Consider the following 25209-nt stretch of genomic DNA (forward strand, 5'->3'; position numbering starts at 1 on the left):
GCTATCGATGGCGACCAGTTAGGCCACCGCACAGGAGCGAGACGGGGATGGATGCCATGAAGATCATCGAGGCCAACGGCGCCCGCATCCCCGCGATCGGTCTCGGGACCTACCGCCTGGAGGGCGAGACCTGCGTCGAGATGGTCGGAAAGGCGATCGGCGCCGGCTACCGGCACCTCGACACGGCCCGCATGTACGGAAACGAGGCGGAGGTCGGGCAGGGCATTCGCGCGAGCGGGATCGACCGCGACGAACTCTTCGTCACCACCAAGGTCTGGACGGACGACCTCGCGCCAAGCGATTTCCGCCGCTCGGCCGAGGCGGCGGTCCGCGCGCTCGATGTCGGCGCGGTGGACCTTCTGCTGATTCACTGGCCGAATGCCTCGATCCCGTTGGAAGGGACGATCGATGCCCTGAACCGGGCGCGGGAGGACGGCCTGACCCGCCACATCGGCGTGGCGAACTTCGATTCTGCGCTGCTGGAGCGGGCCGCCAAGCTCAGCCGCCATCCACTCGTCTGCAATCAGGTCGAGTACCATCCGCGCCTATCGCAGGAGAAGGTGCACGAGGCCTGCCAGCGTCTCGGCATGGCGATGATCGCCTATTCTCCGATCGGCCAGGGCAAGGACCTCCTCGCCGATCCCGCCGTTACCGAGATGGCGAAACGCTACGGCAAGACGCCGGCGCAGGTCGTGCTCCGGTGGGAGATCGAGCAGCCGATGGTGGGCGCCATCCCGCGCACGTCGAAGCCGGAGCGCCTCGCCGAGAACCTTGACGTCTTCGACTTCGAGCTCCAGGACGAGGACCGTCGCCGCCTGCACGAGATGTCGCGGAGTCGCCAACGCCTGGTGAACCCGTCCTTCGCGCCTCGCTGGGACGATCGCTGACACCGGCGCATACGATGCGGCTTCGTCAGCCAGAAACGATCGGATCCATGTTCTTCGCCGCGTCCAAGATACTCTGGTTCCTCGTCCAGCCGCTCGTGATCATTCTGCTGATCGGGACGGCCGGCATCCTGGCCTTCCTCCTCAAGATGCCCAAGCTCGGGCTCGGCCTCGTCGGAACGTCGTTGTTCGTCCTTGCGATCGTCAGCCTGACACCTCTCGGGCTCCTGATGCTCAGCGTTCTGGAGAACCGGTTTCCCAAGCCGCAGCTGCCCGCCAACGTCGCGGGGATCATCGTGCTCGGCGGCTCCTTCGACACGCGCATCGGCCGCACGCGCGGCGAACTGGAGCTGAACGACGCCGCCGACCGGATCACGACGACCATGGCGCTCGCCCGCCGGTTCCCGCAGGCGCGCGTCGTCTTCAGCGGTGGCGCCGCGGCAATGTTAACCGAGGACATCACCGAATCCTCCATGGCCGAGAAGCTGTTCGCGGCGCTCGGCCTTCCGCCGGAGCGGCTGGAGCTCGAGGACCGTTCGCGCAACACGGTGGAGAACGCCGTCTACACCCGGGAGATCGCCGAGCCCAAGCCGGGGGAGACCTGGCTGCTGGTCACCTCCGCCGCCCACATGCCGCGCGCCGTCGGCTGCTTCCGCGTCGCCGGCTTCGACGTGCTGCCCTATCCGACGGATTACCAGACGCCGTCCGGCAGCGCTCTGTATTGGCCCTCCACGGCGAGTGTCCGCAATCTCGAGAAGGTGCATTTCGCGATCCGCGAGTATCTCGGTCTCGCGGTTTACCGGATGACCGGCAAGATCGACGCCCTGTTTCCGGCGCCGCGCTCCTGACGATCAGGCCTCGTCGGGAAGCGACAGGCGATAGATCCCCTTGAGATCGGCCGCTGCCACGGGGCGGCCCTTGCGCTTGATGACGACGAGCCCTTCGTCCGACAGCTCGATCGCCGCCCGCCGGATCGGCTGCATCAGGAGCCGCCAAACCTTCTCGTCGGAGCCAGCGAGGTTTCGCGCGATCTCGGACGGACAGACCGTCTTGCCCGCGCCGCGCTCGTGCACGGCTCGCAGGATCTCGTCGCGCAGCGCGGCTTGGCTGGTCGTTTCGGGCATCATGGCTCTCGCAGCGAGACGTTGGCGTCGGAAAAGAACTGGCGGTGGCCTAGGATGAGGATCACCAGAACGGTGGTGCCGACCAGGACCAGCGGGCCGACGAACCAGCCGAGATAGGCCAGCCCGAAGAAGATCCCGCGCAGGCCGGCGTTGAAGTGCCGCGCCGCGATCCGGTTCATGGTCAGCGCGCGGCGCACGGCCGCCTCCGCCGCTTCCGGATTGGCGTCGGCCTCCTGGCGCATCGGGATCGCGCCGATGAGGATCGAGCAGTAGTTGAACAGCCGGTACGACCAGCCGAACTTGAAGAAGGCGAAAGCGAAGATCGTCACGAGGCCGAGGAGCTTCGCTTCGACCAGCCCGCGATCGAAGCGGCCTTCGAGCGGCAGGTCGGTGACGATCAGCGCGATCTGCTCGGCCGAACCGATCAGCGCGAAGCAGCCGCCGATGGCGAAGATGCAGGCCGAGGCGAAGAAGCCCGTGCCCTGCTGGAGCCCGGTCATGATCGCGGTGTCGATCATCCGAAGATCGCGCTTCAGGAGCGTCTGCATCCAGACCTCCCGCTGCCGGTTCATCTGGCGGCTGAGGCCGTGGCGCGCGAAGACCGGAAACTCGACCACGAAGGAGTAGGCGATCCAGCCACCGAGAAAGGCGCCAAAGGCGAGGAGGTTGGGGAAGTCGAAGATGTCGGCGATGCGCATGACGGCTCGTGACGGCGGCGGGACAATGTTCGACGGCCGACGCCGCGGCGCCGATCCGTCACATGCGGCCTTGCCTTGACGGCGCCCGAAGGCGCGAGCAAACACCGCGCATGCCGCTCCATATGATCAAGCTTTGTGTGGGTGTCGACAGTGTCGAGGACCTGGAGGCCCATGTTCGCGCCCGCCTGTCCGCCGGACCCGGCGCCGAGCAGACGCATGTCACCCGCGTCATGCCCAAACGCGCCGACGAGATGATCGGCGCGGGCTCGCTGTTCTGGGTGATCAAGGGGCAGGTTCAGGTGCGCCAGCCGATCCTGCGTTTCGACGCCATCCGGACCGAGGACGGGATCGAGCGGTGCCGGATCGTCCTGAAGCCGGACTTCATCCGGACCTGGCCGTTGCCGAGGCGACCGTTCCAGGGATGGCGCTACCTGACACCCGAGGATGCGCCGGCCGATCTCGGGGATGGGGCGGATCTCGCCGAGCTTCCGCCCACCCTTCGACGGGAACTGGCGGAACTCGGACTTCTCTAGATCGAGCGGCCGAACGCGATGCGGACGGCCGGGTTGCCGGACGCGGAGCGGACGACGAGACGGGTGTTGGAGCGGGGCTGCGACGCACGCCAGGCGCGCGCGCCGTGGCACAGGAGCATGCCCACGAGATCCTTGGCACGCACGCGCGAGCGGCCGTCGCGGTAGTCGGTCAGCCGGGCGGCCGCCTGCTGCAAGGGGTGCAGCCCGATCACGGTCGACTTCTGCTCGGCGTTCGGCAGGAGGGCGCTTTCGGTTTCGAACGACATGGGAACCTCGGTTACGCTCGGAAAACTGCGGGCAAAGAGAGACCGTTCGGAGCTTGGTGGCTCCGCGCGAAGAACGACGGTATGGATGGGGTAAGGCGGGCGGTCAGTTCGCCGCGATGGCGTAGCAGGCGTAGGCTTTGCTCTTCAGCGCGTCGCAGGCGGCGTTCGCGGCAGCCTTGTCGGCAAAGCCGGAGAACCGGGCCCGGTAGAGCGTCTGCGAACCGTTCGCGACGGCCTGGGTAAAGGCCTGGGCGTCGGCCAAGGCGGAACCGGCACGCTGCTTGGCTTCCGACAGGATGTCGTAGGCGGTGGCCTCGGCCGGGGTCGCGGCGATCTGGACGACCCAGCCCGATACGACCTCGCGGCCTGCGGTCGGCATCGGCGTCGCCGCCGAGGCCTGGGTGATGACGTTGGGGATCGAGGCGCGGGGCACGGGGGCCGCGGCCAGCGCGGTCGCCACGTTCGGCGCGGCGCGGTCGTTGGCTTCCAGCGCTTCGCGGATCGCGTCGCGGCCGACCACGGAGCGACGCTCAGGCGCGGTGATCGCGTTCATCGCACCTGTGGCGTTGGATCCATAGGCTTCGGCGACACGCTGGTTGATGTTCGAGGTGCGGCGGGTCGGCACCGGCACGGCGCTCGGCAGGACCGCTTGCGCGACGGTTTCCGTGTGGGCGGTCACGGCAGGGCCGCGGGCGCTCGGATTGTAGGCGGCGATCAGCGCGGTCGAGGCGCGGGTGCTCGTCTGCGGCAGGTACTGCTTGACGAGGTCGGCCATGTGATCGTCGCGCGAGCGGGCGGTGCGCCCGCCCATCACGACGGCGACCAGCTTGCGATCGCCACGCACGACCGAGGTCACGAGATTGAAGCCGGACTTGTTGATGAAGCCGGTCTTGATGCCGTCGACGCCTTCGACGCGCCCGAGCAGCCGGTTGTGGTTGCCGATCGTCTGGCCGCGGAAGTTGAAGCTGCGGGTGCTGAAGTACTTATAATACTGCGGAAAATGCTCGCGCAGGGCGATGCCGAGCGTTGCCATGTCGCGCGCGGTGGTCATCTGCGCGTCGTTCGGCAGGCCGTTGGCGTTCTGGAACGTGGTGCGCGACATGCCGAGCTTGCGCGCCTTGGCGGTCATCATCTCGGCGAAACGGCCCTCGCTGCCGCCGAGGAATTCGCCGATCACGACCGCCGCGTCGTTGGCCGAACGCGTGACGAGGCCCATGATGCCTTCCTCGACCGAGAGCGTCGAGCCGATCTTCAGGCCGAGCTTGGACGGCGGACGGGCTGCGGCATAGGCCGAGACCTTCATCGGCGTCGACAGCGTCGCCCGCCCGCTCTCCAGCGCGTCGAAGAGCATGTAGAGCGTCATCATCTTGGTGAGCGAGGCGGGATAGCGACGGTCGTCGGCGCTCCGCGCAAACAAGACCTTGCCGTTGTTGGCGTCGATCACGACTGCGGAGTAGCGGTCCGGCGATTCCTGAGCCTGCGCCGGCACGATCGCGAGAACCGCGCCGCCGATCAGGGTGGCCGCCATCAGGCCGTGGGACATGCGCTTCGCTGCGGCGGTGATCGTCGACATGGTCAGCGGCATGGGCGGCACTCTCGTGTTCGTGTGTCGAGATGCTGCCCCCGGTCGCGACGCCAAGCGCCTGTCCAGGTCCTAAAGACTGTGTCTTCGCGATCTCTTCTTGTGGGAAAGATACGCAGGGCGGTCTTACCAATCCGTTTATGGTTGCCGGAACCTTGTGATCGGTTTGTGGCATTCGCCTCGAATTGTCGTGATCGGCGTGAAACGACATTCAGCATGCCGCGCCGCACCATCCCCTTGCAGAGTTTTGTGCAGTGCAATATATGCTGACCGAAGACGGCGCTGGACGCTGCCCGCCGTCACCCAACCATGCAAGGGAGAGTTCGATGAACGCATACACCGACGCCAACAAGGTTGGTAAGGACAACATGGACAACGCGCTTCGCTCCATGTCGGCCATGACCAAGGGCTTCCAGCAGATCGCCGCTGAGACGACCGAGTTCACCAAGAAGTCCTACGAGCAGTCGGCGCAGATGCTGGAGCGTCTCGCCCAGGTCCGCACGCTCGACAAGGCGATCGAGGTTCAGTCCGAGTACGCCCGTTCGGCCTACGAGGCCTGGGTGTCGCAGGCGACCAAGATGGGCGAGATCTACCAGGACATCGCGCGCGAGGCCTATCGCCCGCTCGAGTCCTCGGCTCAGCAGAACCAGCAGTTCGCCCAGAACATGGCGAACCAGGCCGCCAACCACACGAACTGATCCGATCTCACGATCGGGAGCGTCCTGCGCGATGCTTCTGGAAAGGCCCGGCTCGACGCCGGGCCTTTTTTCGTTGCGTGGCGTCCAGTCGGAGCCACTATGTCGGCGCTGGTCCAGCGATTCCGCGGCGGCACCGCGGCGTCCGGCATTTTCGGCGGGACGAAATTTTGCCGCATCCTGAAGGCGTCTTAAATTGTCGATCGGCGCACATACATATCGAGCGATGGCGAACGTGAACTCCTTGAACGAACGGGCGGCTCCGCATGGGGCCCGAGCGATGGCGACCCGGTCGCAGGGGCCGGACGACGACCGTCCGAACGGGCCCGATCGCGGTACCTCCGTGATCACCCGGACCAAGCCCAAGACCAAGAAGCCGAGCCTTTACAGGGTCCTGCTTCTGAACGACGATTACACGCCGATGGAATTCGTCATCCACGTCCTCGAACGCTTCTTCCAGAAGGACCGGGAGGCAGCCACGCGCATCATGCTCCATGTGCATCAACACGGAGTGGGGGAGTGCGGGGTCTACACCTATGAAGTGGCCGAGACGAAGGTGACCCAAGTGATGGATTTCGCACGCCAGCACCAGCATCCGCTTCAGTGCGTGATGGAAAAGAATTGAGGTGAAGCTTGCCGACATTTTCGCAAAGCCTGGAGAAGTCTCTCCATCAGGCGCTCACCTTCGCCAACGAACGGCACCAGGAATTCGCCACGCTGGAGCACCTGCTCCTCGCGCTGCTTGAAGACAAGGATGCCTCCGCGGTCATGCGGGGGTGCAGCGTCGACATCGACGTCCTGCGTTCGTCGCTGACGGAGTATATCGACACCGAACTTGCCAACCTCGTGACGGGCCACGACGAGGACTCCAAGCCGACCGCCGGATTCCATCGGGTGATCCAGCGCGCGGTGATCCACGTCCAGTCCTCGGGCCGCGAGGAAGTGACGGGCGCCAACGTGCTCGTCGCCATCTTCGCCGAGCGCGAAAGTCACGCGGCTTTCTTCCTGCAGGAGCAGGAGATGACCCGCTACGACGCCGTGAACTTCCTTTCCCATGGGATCTCGAAGCGTCCGGGCGGCTCGGAAAGCCGCACCGTGCGCGGAGCGGAGGACGAGCAGTCTGTCATGGGCAACGAGGAGGAAGGGCGCCGCAAGACGACCCAGGACGCGCTCACCGCGTACTGCGTCAATCTGAACGAAAAGGCCAAGACCGGTCGGATCGACCCGCTGATCGGCCGTGCGAGCGAGATCAACCGCACGATCCAGGTGCTGTGCCGGCGGTCGAAGAACAACCCGCTCTACGTCGGCGATCCAGGCGTCGGCAAGACGGCGATCGCCGAAGGACTGGCCAAGCGCATCGTCGAGGGCGACGTGCCGGAGGTCCTGGCGGACGCCACGATCTTCTCGCTGGACATGGGCACGCTGCTCGCCGGCACCCGTTATCGCGGCGATTTCGAGGAACGCCTGAAGCAGGTCGTCAAGGAACTCGAGGAATATCCGGGCGCGGTCCTGTTCATCGACGAGATTCACACCGTGATCGGTGCCGGCGCGACGTCGGGCGGGGCGATGGATGCCTCGAACCTTCTCAAGCCGGCGCTCTCGTCGGGCGCGATCCGGTGCATCGGCTCGACCACCTACAAGGAGTACCGCCAGTTCTTCGAGAAGGACCGGGCGCTGGTCCGACGCTTCCAGAAGATCGACGTTGCCGAGCCGACGATCGAGGACGCGATCGCGATCCTCAAGGGTCTCAAGCCCTATTTCGAGGACTTCCACCACGTGAAGTTCTCGAACGACGCGATCAAGTCGGCGGTCGAACTGTCGGCGCGCTACATCAACGACCGCAAGCTGCCGGACAAGGCGATCGACGTGATCGACGAGACGGGCGCTTCGCAGATGCTGCTGCCCGAGGCCAAGCGTAAGAAGAGCATCGGCGTCAAGGAGATCGAGGCGACCGTCGCCACGATGGCCCGCATCCCGCCGAAGTCCGTGTCGAAGGACGACGAGGAGGTTCTGTCGAACCTCTCGGAGCAGCTGAAGCGTGTGGTCTACGGACAGGACGCGGCGATCGAGAACCTGACGACCGCGATCAAGCTGGCGCGTGCCGGCCTGCGCGAGCCGGAGAAGCCGATCGGTTCCTACCTGTTCTCGGGTCCGACCGGCGTCGGCAAGACCGAGGTTGCCAAGCAGCTCGCCTCCGCGCTCGGCATCGAACTCCTGCGCTTCGACATGTCGGAGTACATGGAACGGCATACCGTTTCGCGGCTGATCGGCGCGCCTCCGGGCTATGTCGGCTTCGACCAGGGCGGTCTCCTGACCGACGGCGTCGACCAGCACCCGCATTGCGTGCTGCTGCTCGACGAGATCGAGAAGGCGCATCCCGATCTGTTCAACATCCTCCTGCAGGTGATGGACCATGGGAAGCTGACGGATCACAACGGCAAGCGGATCGACTTCCGGAACGTGATCCTGATCATGACGACCAACGCCGGTGCGTCGGAGTCGCAGCGTGCCGCGATCGGCTTCGGCTCGAGCAAGCGAACGGGTGACGACGTGGAGGCGATCAACCGCCTGTTCACGCCGGAGTTCCGCAACCGTCTCGACGCCATCATCCCGTTCGGCGCGCTGCCGACGCCGGTGATCCACGAGGTGGTGCAGAAGTTCGTGATGCAGCTCGAGGCTCAGCTGTCGGAGCGTGGCGTGACCTTCGACCTCGATCAGGAGGCGATCGCCTGGCTCGCGGAGAAGGGCTACGACGAGCACATGGGTGCGCGTCCGCTCGGCCGCGTGATCCAGGAATACGTCAAGAAGCCGCTGGCCGACGAGGTTCTCTTCGGCAAGCTGAAGCGCGGCGGCACGGTCAAGGTGACGGTGGTCGACGGCGAGGACGGCCGCAAGCTGCATCTCGAATCGATCCCCGAGGAGACCTACGCCAAGCCGCGCAAGGCCGACGAGGCGCGCGGGAAGGTGCGCGTCGGGCCGGACGGCGAGGAGATCGAGGACGAGCCGACGTCGTATGACGACGACGAGCCGGAGGACGACGCGCCCGAGGCTCAGCCGGTCAAGGAGCCCGCCGCCGCCCGGGACAAGGCGGAAAAGCGGGCAGGGGCCGTTCCAAAGGTTCCCAGAAAGCCCGCCGAATGATCTAGAAGGGGCCGCTCTCCGGAGCGGCCCTTTTTCTTTGACTCGACGCACAGGCGGGCACGCAGGCTCATGAACGAACCGACCGAGGCCTCGCCCGACCCGGCCGCCAAATGGATCCTCCTCGGGATGCGGCAGGTCGTCAGCGCTCCGGCGCTGATTCTCGTCGTCGCCCACCTTGGCTTCGCGGGTTTGGCGCGCGAGGCCGGCGTCACCTGGACGGAGGCGACCTTCATGGTCGCTACGATCTGGGCGCTGCCGGCCAACCTCATCCTTCTCGGGGCGGTCACGGCCGGGCTGTCGCTGGCGGCGACGGCGCTTGCAGTCTGCCTGTCGTCGCTGCGCATGATGCCGATGGTCATCGCGCTTCTGCCCGACCTCCGCGGGCCGGGCACACGGCGCTCGACGCTTCTGTTCCTGTCGCATTTCGTTGCCGTAACGGCCTGGGTGGTGGCGCTGGACAAACTGCCGACCGTGCCGCGCGCCCACCGCACGCAGTTCTTCGCAGGCTTCGCGATCACCTTGACGGTGGTCAACACGACGGCCGTCGCCTTCGCCTTCAACCTGATGGGGCAGCTGCCGGCGTTGGCGACCGGCGCGCTCGCCTTCTTCACGCCGGTCTACTTCCTGACCTCGCTCTATGGGTCGGCGCGCGAACTGTCCGGGCGTCTGGCGCTCCTGACGGGGCTTCTCGCGATCCCGGTCGCGAACTGGCTGACGCCCGGCTTCGACATTCTCGTGGCGGGCGTCGTCGGCGGGGTGATCGCCTTCGCAATCGGGCGCTGGCGCGCGGCGGCGGGAGATGTCGGGTGAACGGCTGGACCTACGACGCGATCGGCGCCTGGTGGTGGCCCTATGTCTTCATCCTGCTGACGGGCTGGCTGCCGACCGATATCTGGCGCTGGCTGGGCGTCCTGTCAGCCGGCCGCCTCGACGAGCGATCGCCCGCGGTGGCGCTCGCGAGGACGATCGCGACCTCGCTGGTCGCCGCCGTGATCGGGCGGCTGGTGCTGGCGCCCGGCGGCTCGCTGGAGGCGATCCCGCTGGAGATTCGCATCGCCGCCCTCGCGACGGGCTTCGCCGCCTATTTCTGGCTGGGGCGACAGACCCTCGTCGCCATCCTGTTCGCCGAAGTGGTGCTCCTCGGCGTGCCGTGGGCGCTTGGTATCCTGTAGCGATCAGGCGAGCGCGGCGCGGATCGCCTCGGCATGCTCTCGCAGTTCGGCAGGGTCCGCCATCGCGCCAACGTGGCGCTTGAGCGGCACGCCCTCGTAATGCGGCACGACGTGGAAATGCAGGTGGAACACCGTCTGCCCGCCGGCTTCCTCGTTAAACTGGTTGATCACCACGCCATCGGCATCGAAGGCGGTCTTGGCCGCGCGCGCCAGACGCGCGAGTTCCGGCAGCGCCTTCGCCAGCGTCGTGTCGTCCGCATCGAGCAGATTGCGGGAGGGCGTCTTCGGCAGCAGCAGACAATGACCCTTCGACTGCGGCATCACGTCCATGATCGCCAGGAAATCGTCGGTCTCGAAAATCTTCGCGGCTGGAATGTCGCCGCGCAGGATCTTGGCGAAGATGTTGCCGTCGTCGTAGCCGCTCATGCTGCCCGTCCCAAGGTGATGCCGATTCTGACGGACCCGATCTAGCGTCGAACGCCCCGACGCGTCTACTCGACCTCGCCTCGGCGAAAAGGTGTGGCGGCCGCGAGTTCCGGCTGCGCGAGGAGAACGTGGCGTCGCTCGCGCTCGAGGTAGTCTTCGATCGCCGAGCGGAGGCCGGGATGCGCGATGTCATGCGCCGAATGGGTGATCACCGGCTCGTAGCCGCGCGCGAGCTTGTGCTCGCCCTGCGCGCCCGCCTCGACGATCGAGAGCTTGTGCTCGATCGCGTAGTCGATGGCCTGATGGTAGCAGACCTCGAAATGCAGGAACGGGTGGTCCTCCGTGCAGCCCCAGTAGCGCCCGAAGATCCGGTCGCCGCCGACGAAGTTGAGCGCCCCGGCGATATAGCGCCCGTCGCGCCGGGCCATGACGAGGACGATCGCCGCGGCCATGCGCTCGGTGACGAGCCGGAAGAAGGCGCGGTTGAGGTACGGCCGGCCCCACTTGCGGTTGCCCGTATCCATGTAGAAGGCGAAGAAGGCGTCGAGTGCTTCCTCGCTGATGTCCGAGCCCGACAGGCGTTCGATCGTGATGCCGGCGGCCAGCGCCTCGCGGCGCTCTTTCCGCAGGCCCTTGCGCTTGCGCGAGGCGAGCGTGTCGAGGAAGTCGTCGTAAGAGGCGTAGCCGCGATTGACGAAGTGGAACTGCTGGTCGGTGCGGTGCAGGAAACCTGCCTCCAGCATGGGCTCGAGGTCCGCCTCTTGGAGGAAGGTCGCGTGAGCCGACGACACTCCCGTCTGCCGGACATAGCCGGATAGGGCCGAGACCATCGCGCCGCGCAGAACGGTCGCGTCTGCGCCCCCGCCGACAAGCAGGCGGGGCCCGGTCGCGGGCGTGAACGGGACGCTCACCTGCAGCTTGGGGTAGTAACGCCCGCCCGCGCGCTCGAACGCATCCGCCCAGCCGTGGTCGAAGACGTATTCGCCCTGGCTGTGCCCCTTGAGATAGGCGGGCACGGCGGCGAGGAGTTGTCCGTCCGCGTCCTCCAGCAGGAGATGCTGCGGCAGCCATCCGGTGCGCCCGCCGACGCTGCCTGAATCCTCCAGCGACGACAGGAACGCATGCCGCGTGAACGGATGCGGCAACGCGTCCTTCGTGCCGTCGGGATCGGCCAGCGCGTCCCAGACGGCGGGCTCGATGTCCTTCAGGCCCTCCGCCACCCGCACGATGAAGTCCGCCCCGTCGTCGCCGGATGGTTCATCGATCATGCGGTGTGTCCTGCTCTGTGGCGACGCTAGGGCGTGAAGCCCTCGAACGTCATCTGGTCGGCATGGGCTTCGGTCTGCGCGAAATCGGCCGGGGTGCGGACGGTCCAGGTGATGACAGGGGCGCCACGCTCCTCCCGAGCCCACGTCACGAATGCGTTGGGAAGATGGTGGACGTTATAGGACACAAAGGCGCACCGTCTCTCGAACACGGCACGATGCCGCTCCAGAACGTCGGCGCGCGTGCCTTCTGCCGTCAGGCCGATCGGGACCCCGATCCCATCGGTCTGGTCGAGCAGCCACTCGTCGAAGGACATCAGCGCCAGCGGCCTGTGGTAACCTTCGATGACGGGCGCCACGTCCGCCATGAACCCGGCGTCGGTCGCGGCATCGATCCCCTTGGCCTCGACGACCAGCGGAACGCGTCCGTCCACGAGTTCCAGAAGCTCGGCGAGCGTCGGCGGTGCCTCCTCGGTGTCGAAGAGGCGAAGATCCGCGACCTCGGCGGCGGACAGCGCATCGATCGTCCCCGTCCGGCCTGTCAGCCGTTCGAGGTCGTGGTCGTGGAAGACGACGGGGACGCCGTCGCGGGTGCGGTGGATGTCGCACTCGATCGCATAGCCCCCCTCGACGGCGGCGCGGAACGCCGCCAACGAGTTTTCCGGGATACCGCGGGTCCGGTCGTGCAGGCCGCGATGGGCGATCGGGCGGGCCGTCAGCCAGCCAAGGTCGGATGCCGCGCCGCTCATGGGATCACGCGATCTCGAACATCGCCTCGATTTCCACCGCCGCGTCCATCGGCAGCGCCGGAACGCCGACCGCCGAGCGGGCATGGCGACCGCGCTCTCCGAGGATCTCGGCCAGAAAGTCGGACGCGCCGTTGGCGACCTTGTGCTGCTCGGTGAACTTCGGCGCGCTTGCCACGAAAACCGTCAGCTTGAGGAGGCGCCCGATCGTCTCCAAATCGCCGAGCGCGGCTTTCACCTGCGCCAGGATGTTGATCGCGCAGAGCCGCGCCGCGCGCTGGCCGTCTTCGAGCGATACGCCCCCACCGAGCTTGCCGGTCACCGCGACCTTGCCGCCTTCCATGGGAAGCTGGCCCGACGTCTGCAGGATCGAGCCGAAACGGACGAACGAGACATAGTTGGCCGCAGGCGCCGCAGCGTCCGGCACGGTCACGCCAGCGGCGGCGAGGCGGTCTGCGATCGATTCGGTCATGGTTCACTCCGGATGGGAATTTGCGCCGCACACGGCTATCAGGTTTTATCGGCCGGTTCGATCGTCGAACCCAGAAGCCTTCATGATGGGACGCACGCGCTTTGATGCAATATGGCATGGCCCTTCCGGCGATCGTCCTGGCTCTCGCCTTGCCCTGCGCCGCGCGGGCGGCGGACCTCCAGCCGCACGAGGCGGTCTACGACCTGACACTGGCGTCCCAGACCTCGAACTTCAACAGCGTCGACGGGCGGATCGCCCTGCAGCTGAAGCCGGATGCGTGTGACGCGCTCTCGCTGGATTACCGGTTCGTCGCCCGGTTCCACGAGGATGACGAGCTGACGGTGACCGACCAGCAGACGCTCGCGAAGGAGACGCGCGACGGCAAGCGCTACGAGTTCCGCACCCGGACAGTCGTCGACGGAGCGGAGCAGGGCGTCGTCGAGGGCGTCGCGACCAACGGGGGCGATGCGACGGCGGTGTCCTATACCTCGCCGGTCAAGCGCGAGACCAAGCTGCCCCTGTCGGTGTTCCCGCTCGGCCATACCGCGAGGCTCATCGACCGGGCGCTGGCGGGGGAGCGGCTGGTGGAGGCCAATCTCTTCGACGGGGACGACGACGCCGACAAGCACCTGACGACCACCTCGCTGATCCTTCCCGCGAAGAAGGACGAGACGCCGGCGAAGCCCGAGGTCGCCAGGACGCTCGACGGCCTGCGGTCCTGGAACGTCACGGAATCCTATTACAACAGCGACAGCGACGGAGACGGCATGCCGATCTTCGAGACGAGCTATCGCCTCTACGAGAACGGCGTCACCGACCGCTTGAAGCTGGACTTCGGCGATTACACGCTGGAAGGCGGACTGGCGCGGTTGACCTACTATGACCGCCCGACTGGGTGCCCGGCGAACTGACGCCGCGCGAGGGTCAGACTTGCCGGGGCGGCGCATATGGTGTATGCGCGCCGACATTCCACACACGGAAGTTGGGCATCGGAAGAGCGTGAGTTCTTTCTTCCCTCCGGTGGCGGCCGCCGGCCGCTTCTTTCCGTGGAGGCATAAACCGGTCAAGGAAAACGATCATGGCTCTGCCAGACTACTCCATGCGTCAGCTGCTCGAGGCGGGCGTTCACTTCGGTCACCAGACCCACCGCTGGAACCCGAAGATGGCGCCGTTCATCTTCGGCGCGCGCAACAACATCCACATCATCGACCTCGCGCAGACGGTGCCGATGCTGCACCGCGCCCTGCAGGCGGTGTCGGACACCGTCGCCAAGGGCGGCCGCGTTCTCTTCGTCGGCACCAAGCGCCAGGCTTCGGAGATCATCGCCGACGCTGCCAACCGCTCGGCCCAGTACTACGTCAACGCCCGCTGGCTCGGCGGCATGCTGACGAACTGGAAGACCATCTCCAACTCGATCCAGCGCCTGCGCAAGCTGGACGAGCTCCTGGCCGGCGAAGCCCACGGCTTCACCAAGAAGGAGCGCCTCACCCTGCAGCGCGAGCGCGACAAGCTCGACCGCGCGCTGGGCGGCATCAAGGACATGGGCGGCGTGCCGGACATGATCTTCATCATCGACACCAACAAGGAAGCGATCGCGATCGACGAGGCCAAGCGTCTCGGTATCCCGGTCGTCGCCATCGTCGATTCGAACTGCGATCCTTCCCGCATCGACTACCCGATCCCGGGCAATGACGATGCGGCTCGCGCCATCTCGCTCTACTGCGACCTGATCGCCCGTTCGGCGGTCGACGGCATCGCCCGTCAGCAGGGCTCCATGGGCGTCGATCTCGGCGCCATGGAAGAGGCGCCGATGGAAGAGACGCTCGACGAGCCCGCGGCGGCTTCCGAGGAGCAGGCTGCTTCGGCCGCCTGATCCGACCCACCATCGTTGTGACGGCGTCACCGCGCCGTCACAGGACTGGCGCACTCCTTCCCGCAGAAGCCGTGCGCCGTTTCTTTTTCTGATAGAGGCCAATTCATGACGATCTCCGCTTCGATGGTGAAGGAACTGCGCGAGAAGACCGGCGCAGGCATGATGGACTGCAAGGCCGCCCTGGCCGAGACCAACGGAGACATGGAAGCCGCGATCGACTGGCTGCGCGCCAAGGGCATCGCCAAGGCCGACAAGAAGTCGAGCCGCACGGCGGCCGAGGGTCTCGTGGGCGTCGCCAGCGGCGACAACAGCGCGGTCGTCGTCGAGGTGAACTCCGAGACCGACTTCGTGGCCCGCAACGACGCGTTCCAGGCGCTCGTGCGCAACGTCGCGCAGGCCGCCCTCGGCACCGACGGTTCGACCGACGCGACCGGTGCCGCGACTCTCGCTGATACCGGCAAGAGCGTCGTCGACTCGATCAAGGACGCGGTCGCCACGATTGGCGAGAACATGAACCTGCGCCGCTCGGCCAAGCTCACGGTCTCCAACGGCGTGGTCGCGACCTACATCCACAACCAGGTCGCCGAGGGCCTCGGCAAGCTGGGCGTGCTGGTCGCCATCGAGTCGACGGGCGACAAGGCTGCCCTGACCGCGTTCGGCCGTCAGGTCGCCATGCACGTCGCTGCAACCAACCCGCTGGCGCTGACCGACGGCGAAGTCGACCCGGCCACTGCCGAGCGCGAGAAGGCGATCTTCTCGGAGCAGGCGCGCGAGTCCGGCAAGCCGGAAGCGATCATCGAGAAGATGGTCGAGGGCCGCATGCGCAAGTTCTACGAGGAGGTCGTCCTCCTGAAGCAGAACTTCGTCATCAACCCCGACTTCACGGTCGAGAAGGCCCTCGAGGCCGGCGCCAAGGACTTCGGCGCTCCGGCGAAGATCGTCGGCTTCGTGCGCTTCGCCCTCGGCGAGGGCATCGAGCGCGAGCAGAGCGACTTCGCGGCGGAAGTCGCGGCGGCAGCCGGCAAGAAGTAAGCGTTTCCTAAGCTTTCTTCCTTCATGGAACTGGGAAAGGGCGTCCGCTTGAGAAGCGGGCGCCCTTCCTGTATCGCAAGCCGGCATCATCCGAAGGACATTCCATGGCGATCCGTTTCACGCGCGTTCTTCTGAAGGTTTCCGGCGAAGCGCTGATGGGCGGGCAGGGGTTCGGCATCGATGTCGCGGTGGCCGATCGCATCGCCGCCGACATCAAGGAAGCCCGCGACCTCGGCGTCGAGATCTCGGTCGTCATCGGCGGCGGCAACATCTTCCGCGGCGTCGCCGTCGCGTCGAAGGGCGGCGACCGGGTGACCGGCGACCACATGGGCATGCTGGCGACCGTCATCAACGCGATGGCGCTGCGCACGTCGCTGACGAAGCTCGGCGTCGATGCGATCGTGCTGTCGGCGATCGCGATGCCGGAACTGTGCGAAAGCTTCTCGCAGCGAGCGGCGCTCGCTCACGCCAGCGCCGGGCGCGTCGTGATCTTCGCGGGCGGCACCGGCAACCCGTTCTTCACCACCGATTCCGCCGCGGCGCTGCGTGCCGCCGAAATGGGGGCCACGGCGCTCTTCAAGGGCACCCAGGTCGACGGCATCTACAGCGCCGACCCCAAGCTCGTGCCCGACGCGACCCGCTTCGACCAGCTGACGCACGATGAGGTCCTGTCGAAGGGCCTTGCCGTGATGGATGTGACCGCTGTCGCATTGGCCCGCGAGAACCATATTCCCATCGTCGTGTTCTCGCTCCACGAAAAGGGCGAGTTCGCGCGCATTCTCACTGGTGGCGGGCGCTCGACCATCGTCACCGACTGATCCGCCCCGACAAGACGAAGACCCTCAGAAAGGAACCGCAATGGCCGCTCCCGACCTCAACGAACTGAAGCGCCGCATGGATGGCGCGATCACCTCGTTCAAGGGCGATCTCGCGGGCCTTCGCACCGGCCGCGCGTCGGCGAACCTTCTGGATCCGATCGTCGTGCAGGCCTACGGCTCGTCGATGCCGCTGACGCAGGTCGCCAACGTGTCGGTGCCAGAGCCGCGCATGGTCTCCGTCTCGGTCTGGGACAAGTCGATGGTCGGCGCCGTGGAGCGTGCGATCCGCGAATCGAGCCTCGGCCTCAACCCGATCACCGACGGCACCACGCTGCGCATTCCGCTGCCCGAGCTGAACGAGCAGCGCCGCAAGGAGCTGGTCAAGGTGGCGCACACCTACGGCGAGAACGCCCGCGTGGCGGCCCGTCACGTGCGCCGCGATGGCATGGACACGCTGAAGAAGTCGGAGAAGGACGGCGATACCAGCCAGGACGACAGCCGCGTCATCGCCGAAAAGATCCAGAAGATGACCGACGAAACCATCGTCGAGATCGACAAGGCGCTTTCGGTGAAGGAAGCGGAAATCATGCAGGTCTAGGCTGTCCGGATTCGGCGGCGGCGGATTCAGGACAGGCGGAGACGATGGCTGATCAGGTGCGGCATCCCAGGCATGTCGCCATCATCATGGACGGCAACGGTCGCTGGGCGAAGGCTCGCGGCCTGCCGCGAACCATGGGACACAGGCGCGGCGTGGAAGCCGTCCGCCAAGCCGTCCGCACGGCCCGCGAACTCGGCATCGAGTACCTGACCCTGTTCGCCTTCTCCTCGGAGAACTGGAAGCGACCGCAGGAAGAGGTGGGTGAAATCCTTCGCCTCCTCAAGTTCTTCATCCGCCGCGACCTCGCCGAGCTCCACCGCGAGGGCGTGCGCGTGCGCGTCATCGGTGAGCGGGACAACCTGCCGCCGGACGTGCGGGGCCTCCTCGAGGAGGCGGAAGAGTTAACCGTCGACAACGATCGCAACACGCTGCTCGTCGCCTTCAACTACGGTGCGCGGGACGAGATCGCGCGGGCCATGCGGCGGATCGCCGAAAAGCTCGTCGCCGGCGAGACGACTGTGGATGCGGTGACGCCCGAGTTGCTAGACGCGCATCTCGACACCGCCGGCATCCCGGACCCCGACCTCATCATCCGCACCAGCGGCGAGCTTCGACTGTCGAACTTCCTGCTCTGGCAGGCGGCCTATTCCGAGTTCGCGTTCCTGCCCTGCTACTGGCCGGATTTCGACGAGACGATCTTCTCGGAGACCGTGCGCGAATATTCCTTGAGGGATCGCCGCTTCGGCGGCCTCTCGCAAGAGATCGCGTCCTGACGCGATGGGATTGGGCCTCGGACGACTCGTCGCCAACGCGACCTGGACCGATCTCAAATCTCGGCTGATCTCCGCGCTGATCCTCGGCATCGCGATTCTCCTCCTGACCTTCGCAGGTGGGGCCGCGTTCCGGATTCTGTGCGTCGCCACCTCCATCATCGTGTTCGACGAATGGATGCGGATGACGCGCGGCAAGCGCGCCGGGGATATCTATCTCTTCGCGCGCCGCGCATTGTTCGTCAGCCTCGTGGCCTTCTTCTTCGGGTTTCACGCAGTTGCCGTGGCGATCATCCTCCTGTCGATCGGGTTCATCGCGCTCGTCGACCGCGGGGAACGCAAGGCCGACTGGGTGATGACCGGCCTCGGCTATGCAGCGCTTGCGGGGCTGGCGCCGGGGCTCCTGCGCGACGACGGCGCCGAAGGCCTGGCGGTCCTCGGCCTCATCATCTGCGTCGTCTGGGCGACCGACGTGTTCGCCTATTTCACGGGGCGCATGATCGGCGGGCCGAAGCTCCTGCCGATGGTCTCGCCGAAGAAGACCATTTCCGGCGCCCTCGGCGGGCTGGTGGCCGGCGTCGGGTTCGGCGCGCTCTATGCCACCTGGCTGGTCGGTTCGGTCGGGGCGCTGGTCGTCGTGCTCAGCATCATCCTGTCGATCGTCGGACAGGCGGGCGATCTCTATGAGTCCTGGGTCAAGCGACGGTTCGGCGTGAAGGATTCGGGGCGTCTCATTCCCGGGCATGGCGGGCTGATGGACCGCATCGACGCCCTGATCTTCGCGGCGGGTGCCGCCTGGGTGTTCGGCATGTTGGTCGCAGGCGCAGAACATCCCGCAAGAGCCATATTCCGTCTCTAGACCCGGTCCCGGCTCATGGACGGCGTGACAACGCCGCCGAGTCCAGTGATACGGATAGTTGCGTCCATTCCGGTGAGCCGGCGTCAATTCCGCTCGTACAGGATGCGCATTTCCCGGCGAGGTGCGCGAACGCGCCCCGGAACGACGTAGGTGAGTGGAATGGGCCTCGAAGGCTGGTGGACGACGATCTGGGATACCGCGCTGATCCGCGTCGTACCGTTCCTGTTCGTCCTGACCGTGATCGTCTTCTTTCACGAACTCGGCCACTATCTCGTCGGCCGCTGGTCCGGCATTCGCATCCTCGCGTTCTCCGTCGGGTTCGGTCCGGAACTGATCGGTTTCAACGATCGGCACGGCACGCGCTGGAAGCTCTGTGCGATCCCGCTCGGCGGATACGTCAAGTTCTTCGGCGACGAGAATGCGGCAAGCGTGCCCGACCGTGCAGCGATCGGACGCATGAGCGTCGAGGAGCGGGGCGGGGCGTTCCATACGGCCGGCGTCGGCCGCCGGGCCGCGACCGTCGCCGCGGGGCCGATCGCCAACTTCATCCTGGCCATTGCGATCTTTGCGCTGACGGCGTTTTCCACAGGCATCGTCGTCGGCGATCCGGTCGTCTCCGAGGTGCGTCCCGGCTCACCGGCGCACGCGGCTGGCCTTCAGCCGGGCGACCGCATCGTGCGCGCGGACGGCGAGACGATCGAGTACTTCGGCGATCTCCAGCGCTACGTCTCGACGCGCGCCGGCGTGCCGGTCCAACTTGGGATCGACCGCGGGGGACAGGCGGTCACGCTCACCGTCACCCCGCAGGAGCAGGCGCAGACGGACGGCTTCGGCAACGAGTTCAAGACGGCCGTCATCGGCGTCGTGGCCAACGCCGAGCAGAGCGGCTTCCGCACCCGCGAACTCGGACCCGTCGAGGCACTGAAGTACGGGGTGTCGCAGACATGGTTCGTGACGGAACAGACCGTCTCGTTCATCGGTGGCATCTTCAGGGGATCGCAGTCGAGCGACCAGATCGGCGGTCCGATCCGCATCGCGCAGGTCTCCAGCCAAGTGGCGACGCTGGGTATCGCGCCGCTCCTCAATCTGGCGGCCCTCCTGTCCGTGTCGATCGGCCTCCTCAATCTCCTGCCGATCCCGATGCTCGACGGCGGCCACCTCATGTTCTACGCGGCCGAGGCGGTGCGGGGGCGGCCGCTCAGCGAGCGCGTTCAGGAGTTCGGCTTCAGGATAGGTCTCGCGCTGGTGCTGATGCTTATGGTATTCGCATTCTGGAACGACCTATCCAGCCTCGGCTGAGGTCGACTTGGGGACATTCGAGGGGGTTTGCGGTTCGTTAACCATAACGGTGGCCGGCGTGGCGACCGTGCAACGGTTTTGTGATTCCTAAACGGAATCCGTCCAGTTTGGTTGAACGGCTCCGTAAAGCCGATAGAAACGCACGGGCATGCCGAGTCTCGCACTCGTGCCATCGGCGGAATGAGAAAAGGTAGTAGCCCTATGCAGGCTGGATCGAAGCTTTTGAACGCCCTGTCGGCGGCGGCTCTTTCGTCCACGGTTCTGGCAGCTTCGGTCATCACCCTTGAGCTTGGGACCATGCCCCAAGCTTTCGCCGCTGTGGTCAACCGAATCGAGGTGCGCGGCAATCAGCGCGTCGACGCCGAAACCGTTCGCAACGTGGCGCAGATCAAGGCCGGGCAGAACGTCTCCGACGCCGATGTCGACGCCGCAGTGACCCGCCTCTTCGGCACCGGCCTCTTCTCCGACGTGCGCGCCCGCCAGTCCGGAGGCTCCCTGATCATCGAGGTCGACGAGAACCAGATCGTCGGCGAGGTGATCTTCCAGGGCAACAACAAGATCAAGAACGAGCAGCTCGCCGCGACCGTCCAGACCGCGACGCGCGAGCCGTACAACGCCTCGACGGCGCAGGCCGACGTCGACGCGATCCGCGCCGCCTACACCCGCATCGGCCGCTCCGACGCCGCCGTCTCGGTTCGCACGGTTCCGGCCGACGGCAACCGCGTGAACGTCGTGTTCGACATTCAGGAAGGCGATCGCACTCGCGTCGAGAGCATCAACTTCGTCGGCAACAACGCCTTCGGTGACGGCCGCCTGAAGGAAGTGATCTCGCTGCGTGAGTCGGGCATCTTCAGCTTCCTGCAGCGCAACGACATCTACGACGAGGACCGCCTGCGCGCCGACGAGGAGGCGCTGCGTCGCTTCTACTTCAACCGCGGCTACGCCGACTTCCGCATCGTCTCCTCGGTGGCCGAGCTCGATGCGACGAAGAACCAGTACTTCATCACCATCACGGTCGACGAAGGCGAGCGCTACGCCTACGGCAACATCAACATCGATTCGACCGTTCCGGGCATCGATGGCGAGACGCTCCGCAGCGAACTCAAGACCAAGACCGGTGACGTCTACAGCGCCGAGCAGATCGAAGAGTCGCTCGTCTCGCTGACCAACGCCGTCGCCAATCGCGGCTATGCCTTCGCGCAGGTCACCCCGCGCGGCGACCGCGACTTCGCCAACAACACGATCTCGATCGACTACGTCATCGACCAGGGTCCTCGCGCCTATGTCGAGCGAATCGAGGTCCGGGGCAACACGAAGACGCGCGACTACGTCATCCGGCGCGAGTTCGACGTGTCCGAAGGCGACGCCTTCAACCAGGTTCTGGTGCAGCGCGCCAAGAAGCGCCTCGAAGGCCTGCGCTTCTTCAAGACGGTGAACGTCTCGACCGCCCCGGGCAGCCAGCCAGACCGCGTCGTCGTGATCGTGCAGGTCGACGAGCAGTCGACCGGCGAGTTCTCGGTCGGCGGCGGCTACACGACGGGCGGCGAGAACGCAGGTCCGGTGGCCGAGGTCAGTATCACCGAGCGCAACTTCCTCGGTCGCGGCCAGTTCGTGAAGGTGTCTGCGGGCTTCGGCGAGGAGACCCGCAGCTACAACCTCTCGTTCACGGAGCCCTACTTCCTCGGTCGCCGCCTTGCGGCAGGCTTCGACATCTACCGCACCGAGAATTCGTCCTCGACGGCCTACGACATCACGCGCACGGGCGGTGCCCTGCGTCTGGCCGCCCCGATCACGCAGGATCTGACGGCTCAGATCGCCTACAACTACAAGGAAGAGACGTTCGGCGATAAGCAGGGCATCCTGCAGCGCGACGCCTTCGGCAACCCAATCGTCGCCAACGGCGCCTTCCAGTATGCGACCTGCGCCAACTCCGTCACGGCGCCGCTCTATACGCTATCGCCGATCATCAACCAGGCGATCTGCGACAGCCCCTACACCACGTCGTCGATCTCCTACGCTCTGACCTACAACACGCTGGACAACCAGCAGGACCCGCGCAACGGCATCTTCGCGCAGGTCGGTCAGGAAGTGGCGGGTCTTGGCGGAGACGCACAGTTCATCCGCACCACCGGCCGCGGGTCCTGGTTCAGCCTCCTGTCGGAAGAGTACGATGTCGTCGGTCAGTTGAGCGGCGGCGCCGGTAACGTCTCGGCGCTCGGCGACGATCTGCGGGTGTTCGACAACTTCTTCAAGGGCCAGGACATCGTCCGCGGGTTCAAGTACCAGGGCCTCGGCCCGCGCCAGAACGGGGTGGCGATCGGCGGCACGAATTACGTGAACGCCTCCGCCGAAGCGACCTTCCCGCTGCCGCTGGTCTCGCGCGACTTCGGGTTCCGCGGTGCCGCCTTCGCGGATGCCGGTTCGCTTTGGGGTGTGGACAACGTCGGCAGCCAGTTGGGCATCGAGGGCGACGACTTCGCTCTGCGCGCGTCGGCCGGTGTCGGCCTCATCTGGGCTTCGCCTTTCGGTCCGCTGCGGGTCAACTACGCCATTCCGCTGGCGAAGGAAGACTACGATCGTACGCAGGAGTTCTCGTTCGGCTTCTCGTCGCGCTTCTGAGCGGCGAAAGACAAGGCTCGGATGGCCAGTTCGTTCTTTCAGCTCGGCAGGGGCATGACCCTTGCCGAGCTTTCCTCTGTCTGCGCGGCGGCGGTCGATCCCCAGTTCGCCGACCGGACCGTTCGCAGCATCGCGTCGCTGGATCAGGCGGGACCTGAGGACGTCAGCTTCTTCGATACGCTTCGGTACGAAGCGGCGTTAAGGGGGACGCGGGCCGCAGCGGTCATCACCGCCCCGCGCTTTGCCGCGCAGGTGCCGGACGGTGTCATCGCGATCATCGCCAAACGTCCGGCTATCGCATTCGCACTGGCGGGCAGGGCGCTCTACCCGGGCGCCCTGAAGCCGGGCACGAGTTTCTCTTCGGGTGCCGTGTCCGATCAGGCCAGCGTTCACCCCTCGGCTCGTCTGGAAGCCGAGGTCACGGTGGAACCGTTCGCCGTCATCGGACCCGATGTCGCCATCGGCGCCGGTACGGTGATCGGCAGTGGGGCGGTGATCGCGACCGGCTGTCAGATCGGACGAAACTGCAGCATCGGCCCGCACGTCAGCATCCAGCATGCGCTGGTGGGCAACAACGTCATCCTGCATCCGGGCGTGCGGATTGGGCAGGACGGTTTCGGCTACGTTCCGGGTCCGGAGGGGTTGCTCAAGCAAGTCCAGATCGGTCGCGTCATCCTGCAGGATCACGTCGAGGTCGGCGCCAACACGACGATCGATCGGGGCGCGGTTCGTGATACGGTTGTGGGCGAGGGAACGAAGATCGACAATCTCGTCCAGGTCGCCCACAACGTGGTGATCGGGCGGCATTGCGTGATCGTGGGGCAGGTCGGCATTGCCGGCAGCGTGACCATCGGAAACGGTGTGTCGATCGGTGGCCAGACAGGCTTCAACGGTCATGTCACGGTGGGCGACGGCGCGCAGATTGCCGGAGTGAGCGTCGTTACAGGTGATGTTCCAGCCGGCGCGCGCTGGGGCGGCGTACCGGCGCGGCCCGTCAAGGATTGGTTGCGGCACATGGCATCATTGCGTGGGTCGCCGAGGGAAAAGCAGAAGACGGCGGGTGGAGATGACGGAAACGACGACGCTTGAAAGCCTCGATATCCTGGGCATCCTGAAGCTTCTTCCGCACCGCTACCCGTTCCTGCTCGTCGACCGGATCGTCGACATCGATGCGGATCGCAGTGCGCGCGGGCTGAAGAACGTGACGGCCAACGAACCCCATTTCCAGGGCCACTTCCCGGATTACCCGGTCATGCCCGGCGTTCTGATCATCGAGGGCATGGCGCAGACGGCCGGCGCCATCTGCCAGAAGGCGACCGGCGGCGACGCGAATTCGATCGTCTACTTCATGACGATCGACGGTGCGAAGTTCCGCAAGCCCGTGGTGCCTGGCGACCTTCTCGAATACCACGTCACCCAGACGAAGAAGCGCGGCAACATCTGGAAGTTCGACTGCGCCGGCATCGTCAACGGCTCGAAGGTGGCGGAAGCCACGATCAGCGCGATGCTGGTTCCCGGCGACGCGAAGTGAGCGGCCCCTACACCATCCATCCGTCTTCGATCGTCGAGGACGGGGCTGAGATCGGCGAGGGCTGCGAGATCGGTCCGTTCTGCACGATCGGGCCGAATGTGGTGCTCGGGGCCGGCGCGCGGCTGAAGTCGCATGTCGTTCTCGCGGGTAACACCACCATCGGAGAGGGCGCGCGCATCCACCCGTTCGCCTCGATCGGCAACGAGCCGCAGCACCTGAAGTATATGGGCGAGGACACGCGCCTCGTGATCGGCAAGAACTGCCTGATCCGTGAACAGGTCACCATGAATCCCGGAACGGTTCAGGGACTGTCCGAAACCCGCGTCGGCGACAATTGTGCCTTCTTCACCGGCGCGCATGTCGCGCATGACTGCGTGATCGGCGACAATGTGACGCTGATCAACAACGTCATGCTGGCGGGCCATTGCGTGGTCGGCGACTTCGCGACGATCGCGGGCGGTTCGGGCATCCACCAGTTCACCCGCATCGGGCACCACGCCTATGTCGGCGGTCTGGCCGCCGTCGAGGGCGACGTCATTCCGTTCGGCATGGTGCTGGGCAACCGCGCCTATCTCAGCGGCCTGAACGTCATCGGCATGAAGCGCGCCGGCTTCAACCGCGACGCGATCCGCAACGTTCGTAAGGCGTACCGGATGCTGTTCTCCGACGATCTCACGTTCCGCGAGAATCTCGACGAGGTGGAGACCGAGTATCCGAACGATCCGCTCGTGCAGGATCTTCTGGGTTTCATTCGGGCCGGCGGCGATCGGGCCATCTGCTTCCCGCGCAGCGTTCGGCCGAATTGA

27 protein-coding genes and 1 pseudogene are annotated in these 25209 nt (G+C 66.0%); 20 read left to right on the forward strand and 8 right to left on the reverse strand.

Features of this window, described 5'->3' with window-relative positions; genetic code table 11:
* Positions 1-56: 56 nt before the first annotated feature.
* Together ASF65_RS04100 and ASF65_RS04105 are read left to right on the forward strand one after the other, a co-directional pair.
* Positions 57-887, forward strand: coding sequence for an aldo/keto reductase (locus ASF65_RS04100; protein WP_055885782.1), 831 nt, complete (start codon positions 57-59; stop codon positions 885-887).
* Positions 888-934: 47 nt separating this feature from the next.
* Complete coding sequence (locus tag ASF65_RS04105) at positions 935-1732, forward strand: YdcF family protein (RefSeq protein ID WP_055885570.1); 798 nt, start codon at positions 935-937, stop codon at positions 1730-1732.
* A gap of 3 nt (positions 1733-1735) precedes the next feature.
* Here ASF65_RS04105 and ASF65_RS04110 read toward each other — a convergent pair whose 3' ends face one another.
* Entirely contained in the window at positions 1736-2011 is a 276-nt protein-coding gene (locus tag ASF65_RS04110; protein WP_244486554.1) for a DUF3253 domain-containing protein, read from the reverse strand.
* Positions 2008-2706 carry a DUF599 family protein gene (locus ASF65_RS04115; protein WP_055885576.1) on the reverse strand — a complete coding sequence of 233 codons (699 nt, stop codon included), beginning with the start codon at positions 2704-2706 and terminating at the stop codon, positions 2008-2010. Before ASF65_RS04115 ends, ASF65_RS04110 begins: the two co-directional genes overlap by 4 nt.
* Positions 2707-2816: 110 nt before the next feature.
* Here ASF65_RS04115 and ASF65_RS04120 point away from each other — a divergent pair, with 110 nt between their 5' ends.
* Positions 2817-3239 carry a DUF1489 domain-containing protein gene (locus ASF65_RS04120; RefSeq protein WP_055885581.1) on the forward strand — a complete coding sequence of 141 codons (423 nt, stop codon included), beginning with the start codon at positions 2817-2819 and terminating at the stop codon, positions 3237-3239.
* Here the strand turns inward: ASF65_RS04120 and ASF65_RS04125 are convergent.
* Positions 3236-3505, reverse strand: coding sequence for a hypothetical protein (locus tag ASF65_RS04125; RefSeq protein ID WP_055885583.1), 270 nt, complete (start codon positions 3503-3505; stop codon positions 3236-3238). The two genes, ASF65_RS04120 and ASF65_RS04125, sit on opposite strands and share 4 nt — an antisense overlap.
* Positions 3506-3608: 103 nt before the next feature.
* The gene (locus ASF65_RS04130; protein WP_082505163.1) at positions 3609-5090 is read right to left on the reverse strand and encodes a D-alanyl-D-alanine carboxypeptidase family protein; all 1482 of its coding nucleotides are present in this window, start codon (positions 5088-5090) and stop codon (positions 3609-3611) included.
* Positions 5091-5413: 323 nt separating this feature from the next.
* Between ASF65_RS04130 and ASF65_RS04135 the strand changes: the two genes are divergently transcribed.
* From ASF65_RS04135 to ASF65_RS04155, 5 genes are all read left to right on the forward strand, one after another.
* The gene (locus ASF65_RS04135; protein ID WP_055885586.1) at positions 5414-5785 is read left to right on the forward strand and encodes a phasin family protein; all 372 of its coding nucleotides are present in this window, start codon (positions 5414-5416) and stop codon (positions 5783-5785) included.
* A 277-nt stretch (positions 5786-6062) separates the two neighbouring features.
* A complete protein-coding gene (clpS, locus tag ASF65_RS04140) occupies positions 6063-6407 on the forward strand; it encodes an ATP-dependent Clp protease adapter ClpS (protein WP_055885587.1) in 345 nt (114 codons plus the stop codon).
* An 8-nt stretch (positions 6408-6415) separates the two neighbouring features.
* Positions 6416-8923 carry an ATP-dependent Clp protease ATP-binding subunit ClpA gene (clpA, locus tag ASF65_RS04145; RefSeq protein WP_055885590.1) on the forward strand — a complete coding sequence of 836 codons (2508 nt, stop codon included), beginning with the start codon at positions 6416-6418 and terminating at the stop codon, positions 8921-8923.
* 69 nt (positions 8924-8992) lie between these two features.
* Positions 8993-9733, forward strand: a complete 741-nt coding sequence (locus tag ASF65_RS04150; protein ID WP_055885592.1) for an AzlC family ABC transporter permease — start codon at positions 8993-8995, stop codon at positions 9731-9733.
* Positions 9730-10095 (forward strand): AzlD domain-containing protein, encoded by a 366-nt coding sequence (locus ASF65_RS04155; protein ID WP_055885595.1) that lies wholly within the window; start codon positions 9730-9732, stop codon positions 10093-10095. The genes ASF65_RS04150 and ASF65_RS04155 overlap by 4 nt, the downstream gene beginning before the upstream one ends.
* A 3-nt stretch (positions 10096-10098) precedes the next feature.
* Here ASF65_RS04155 and ASF65_RS04160 read toward each other — a convergent pair whose 3' ends face one another.
* The 4 genes from ASF65_RS04160 to ASF65_RS04175 all read right to left on the reverse strand — a co-directional run bounded on the left by ASF65_RS04160 (position 10099) and on the right by ASF65_RS04175 (position 13004).
* On the reverse strand, positions 10099-10521 hold the full coding sequence (locus ASF65_RS04160) for an HIT family protein (RefSeq protein WP_055885598.1): 423 nt from the start codon (positions 10519-10521) through the stop codon (positions 10099-10101).
* Between the two features lie 65 nt (positions 10522-10586).
* Entirely contained in the window at positions 10587-11789 is a 1203-nt protein-coding gene (locus ASF65_RS04165) for a GNAT family N-acetyltransferase (RefSeq protein WP_055885600.1), read from the reverse strand.
* A gap of 26 nt (positions 11790-11815) precedes the next feature.
* A complete protein-coding gene (locus ASF65_RS04170) occupies positions 11816-12535 on the reverse strand; it encodes a glycerophosphodiester phosphodiesterase family protein (RefSeq protein ID WP_055885604.1) in 720 nt (239 codons plus the stop codon).
* Positions 12536-12539: 4 nt separating this feature from the next.
* Positions 12540-13004, reverse strand: a complete 465-nt coding sequence (locus ASF65_RS04175; protein WP_055885607.1) for a RidA family protein — start codon at positions 13002-13004, stop codon at positions 12540-12542.
* Positions 13005-13120: 116 nt separating this feature from the next.
* On the opposite strand from ASF65_RS04175, the gene ASF65_RS04180 reads away from it, so the two are divergent.
* The 12 genes and pseudogenes from ASF65_RS04180 (at position 13121) to lpxA (ending at position 25209) form a co-directional block, all read left to right on the forward strand.
* On the forward strand, positions 13121-13915 hold the full coding sequence (locus ASF65_RS04180; protein WP_055885608.1) for a DUF1849 family protein: 795 nt from the start codon (positions 13121-13123) through the stop codon (positions 13913-13915).
* 167 nt (positions 13916-14082) lie between these two features.
* The gene (gene rpsB, locus ASF65_RS04185) at positions 14083-14877 is read left to right on the forward strand and encodes a 30S ribosomal protein S2 (RefSeq protein WP_055885611.1); all 795 of its coding nucleotides are present in this window, start codon (positions 14083-14085) and stop codon (positions 14875-14877) included.
* A gap of 105 nt (positions 14878-14982) precedes the next feature.
* A complete protein-coding gene (gene tsf, locus ASF65_RS04190; RefSeq protein ID WP_055885612.1) occupies positions 14983-15909 on the forward strand; it encodes a translation elongation factor Ts in 927 nt (308 codons plus the stop codon).
* Positions 15910-16013: 104 nt separating this feature from the next.
* The gene (gene pyrH, locus ASF65_RS04195; protein ID WP_055885615.1) at positions 16014-16727 is read left to right on the forward strand and encodes a UMP kinase; all 714 of its coding nucleotides are present in this window, start codon (positions 16014-16016) and stop codon (positions 16725-16727) included.
* Positions 16728-16767: 40 nt separating this feature from the next.
* Entirely contained in the window at positions 16768-17325 is a 558-nt protein-coding gene (gene frr / locus ASF65_RS04200; RefSeq protein WP_055885618.1) for a ribosome recycling factor, read from the forward strand.
* Positions 17326-17366: 41 nt separating this feature from the next.
* Positions 17367-18098, forward strand: a pseudogene (locus tag ASF65_RS04205) (isoprenyl transferase); the annotation flags it as partial.
* A 4-nt stretch (positions 18099-18102) separates the two neighbouring features.
* Positions 18103-18954, forward strand: coding sequence for a phosphatidate cytidylyltransferase (locus ASF65_RS04210; protein ID WP_055885624.1), 852 nt, complete (start codon positions 18103-18105; stop codon positions 18952-18954).
* Positions 18955-19113: 159 nt separating this feature from the next.
* A complete protein-coding gene (rseP, locus tag ASF65_RS04215; RefSeq protein ID WP_055885627.1) occupies positions 19114-20253 on the forward strand; it encodes an RIP metalloprotease RseP in 1140 nt (379 codons plus the stop codon).
* Between the two features lie 201 nt (positions 20254-20454).
* Complete coding sequence (gene bamA / locus ASF65_RS04220; protein WP_055885630.1) at positions 20455-22872, forward strand: outer membrane protein assembly factor BamA; 2418 nt, start codon at positions 20455-20457, stop codon at positions 22870-22872.
* A 21-nt stretch (positions 22873-22893) separates the two neighbouring features.
* On the forward strand, positions 22894-23961 hold the full coding sequence (gene lpxD, locus ASF65_RS04225; protein WP_055885634.1) for a UDP-3-O-(3-hydroxymyristoyl)glucosamine N-acyltransferase: 1068 nt from the start codon (positions 22894-22896) through the stop codon (positions 23959-23961).
* Complete coding sequence (fabZ, locus tag ASF65_RS04230; RefSeq protein ID WP_055885636.1) at positions 23939-24403, forward strand: 3-hydroxyacyl-ACP dehydratase FabZ; 465 nt, start codon at positions 23939-23941, stop codon at positions 24401-24403. Before lpxD ends, fabZ begins: the two co-directional genes overlap by 23 nt.
* Positions 24400-25209 (forward strand): acyl-ACP--UDP-N-acetylglucosamine O-acyltransferase, encoded by an 810-nt coding sequence (gene lpxA, locus ASF65_RS04235; RefSeq protein ID WP_055885639.1) that lies wholly within the window; start codon positions 24400-24402, stop codon positions 25207-25209. Before fabZ ends, lpxA begins: the two co-directional genes overlap by 4 nt.

The organism is Aureimonas sp. Leaf324 (genome assembly GCF_001423245.1).
GTDB lineage: Bacteria > Pseudomonadota > Alphaproteobacteria > Rhizobiales > Rhizobiaceae > Aureimonas.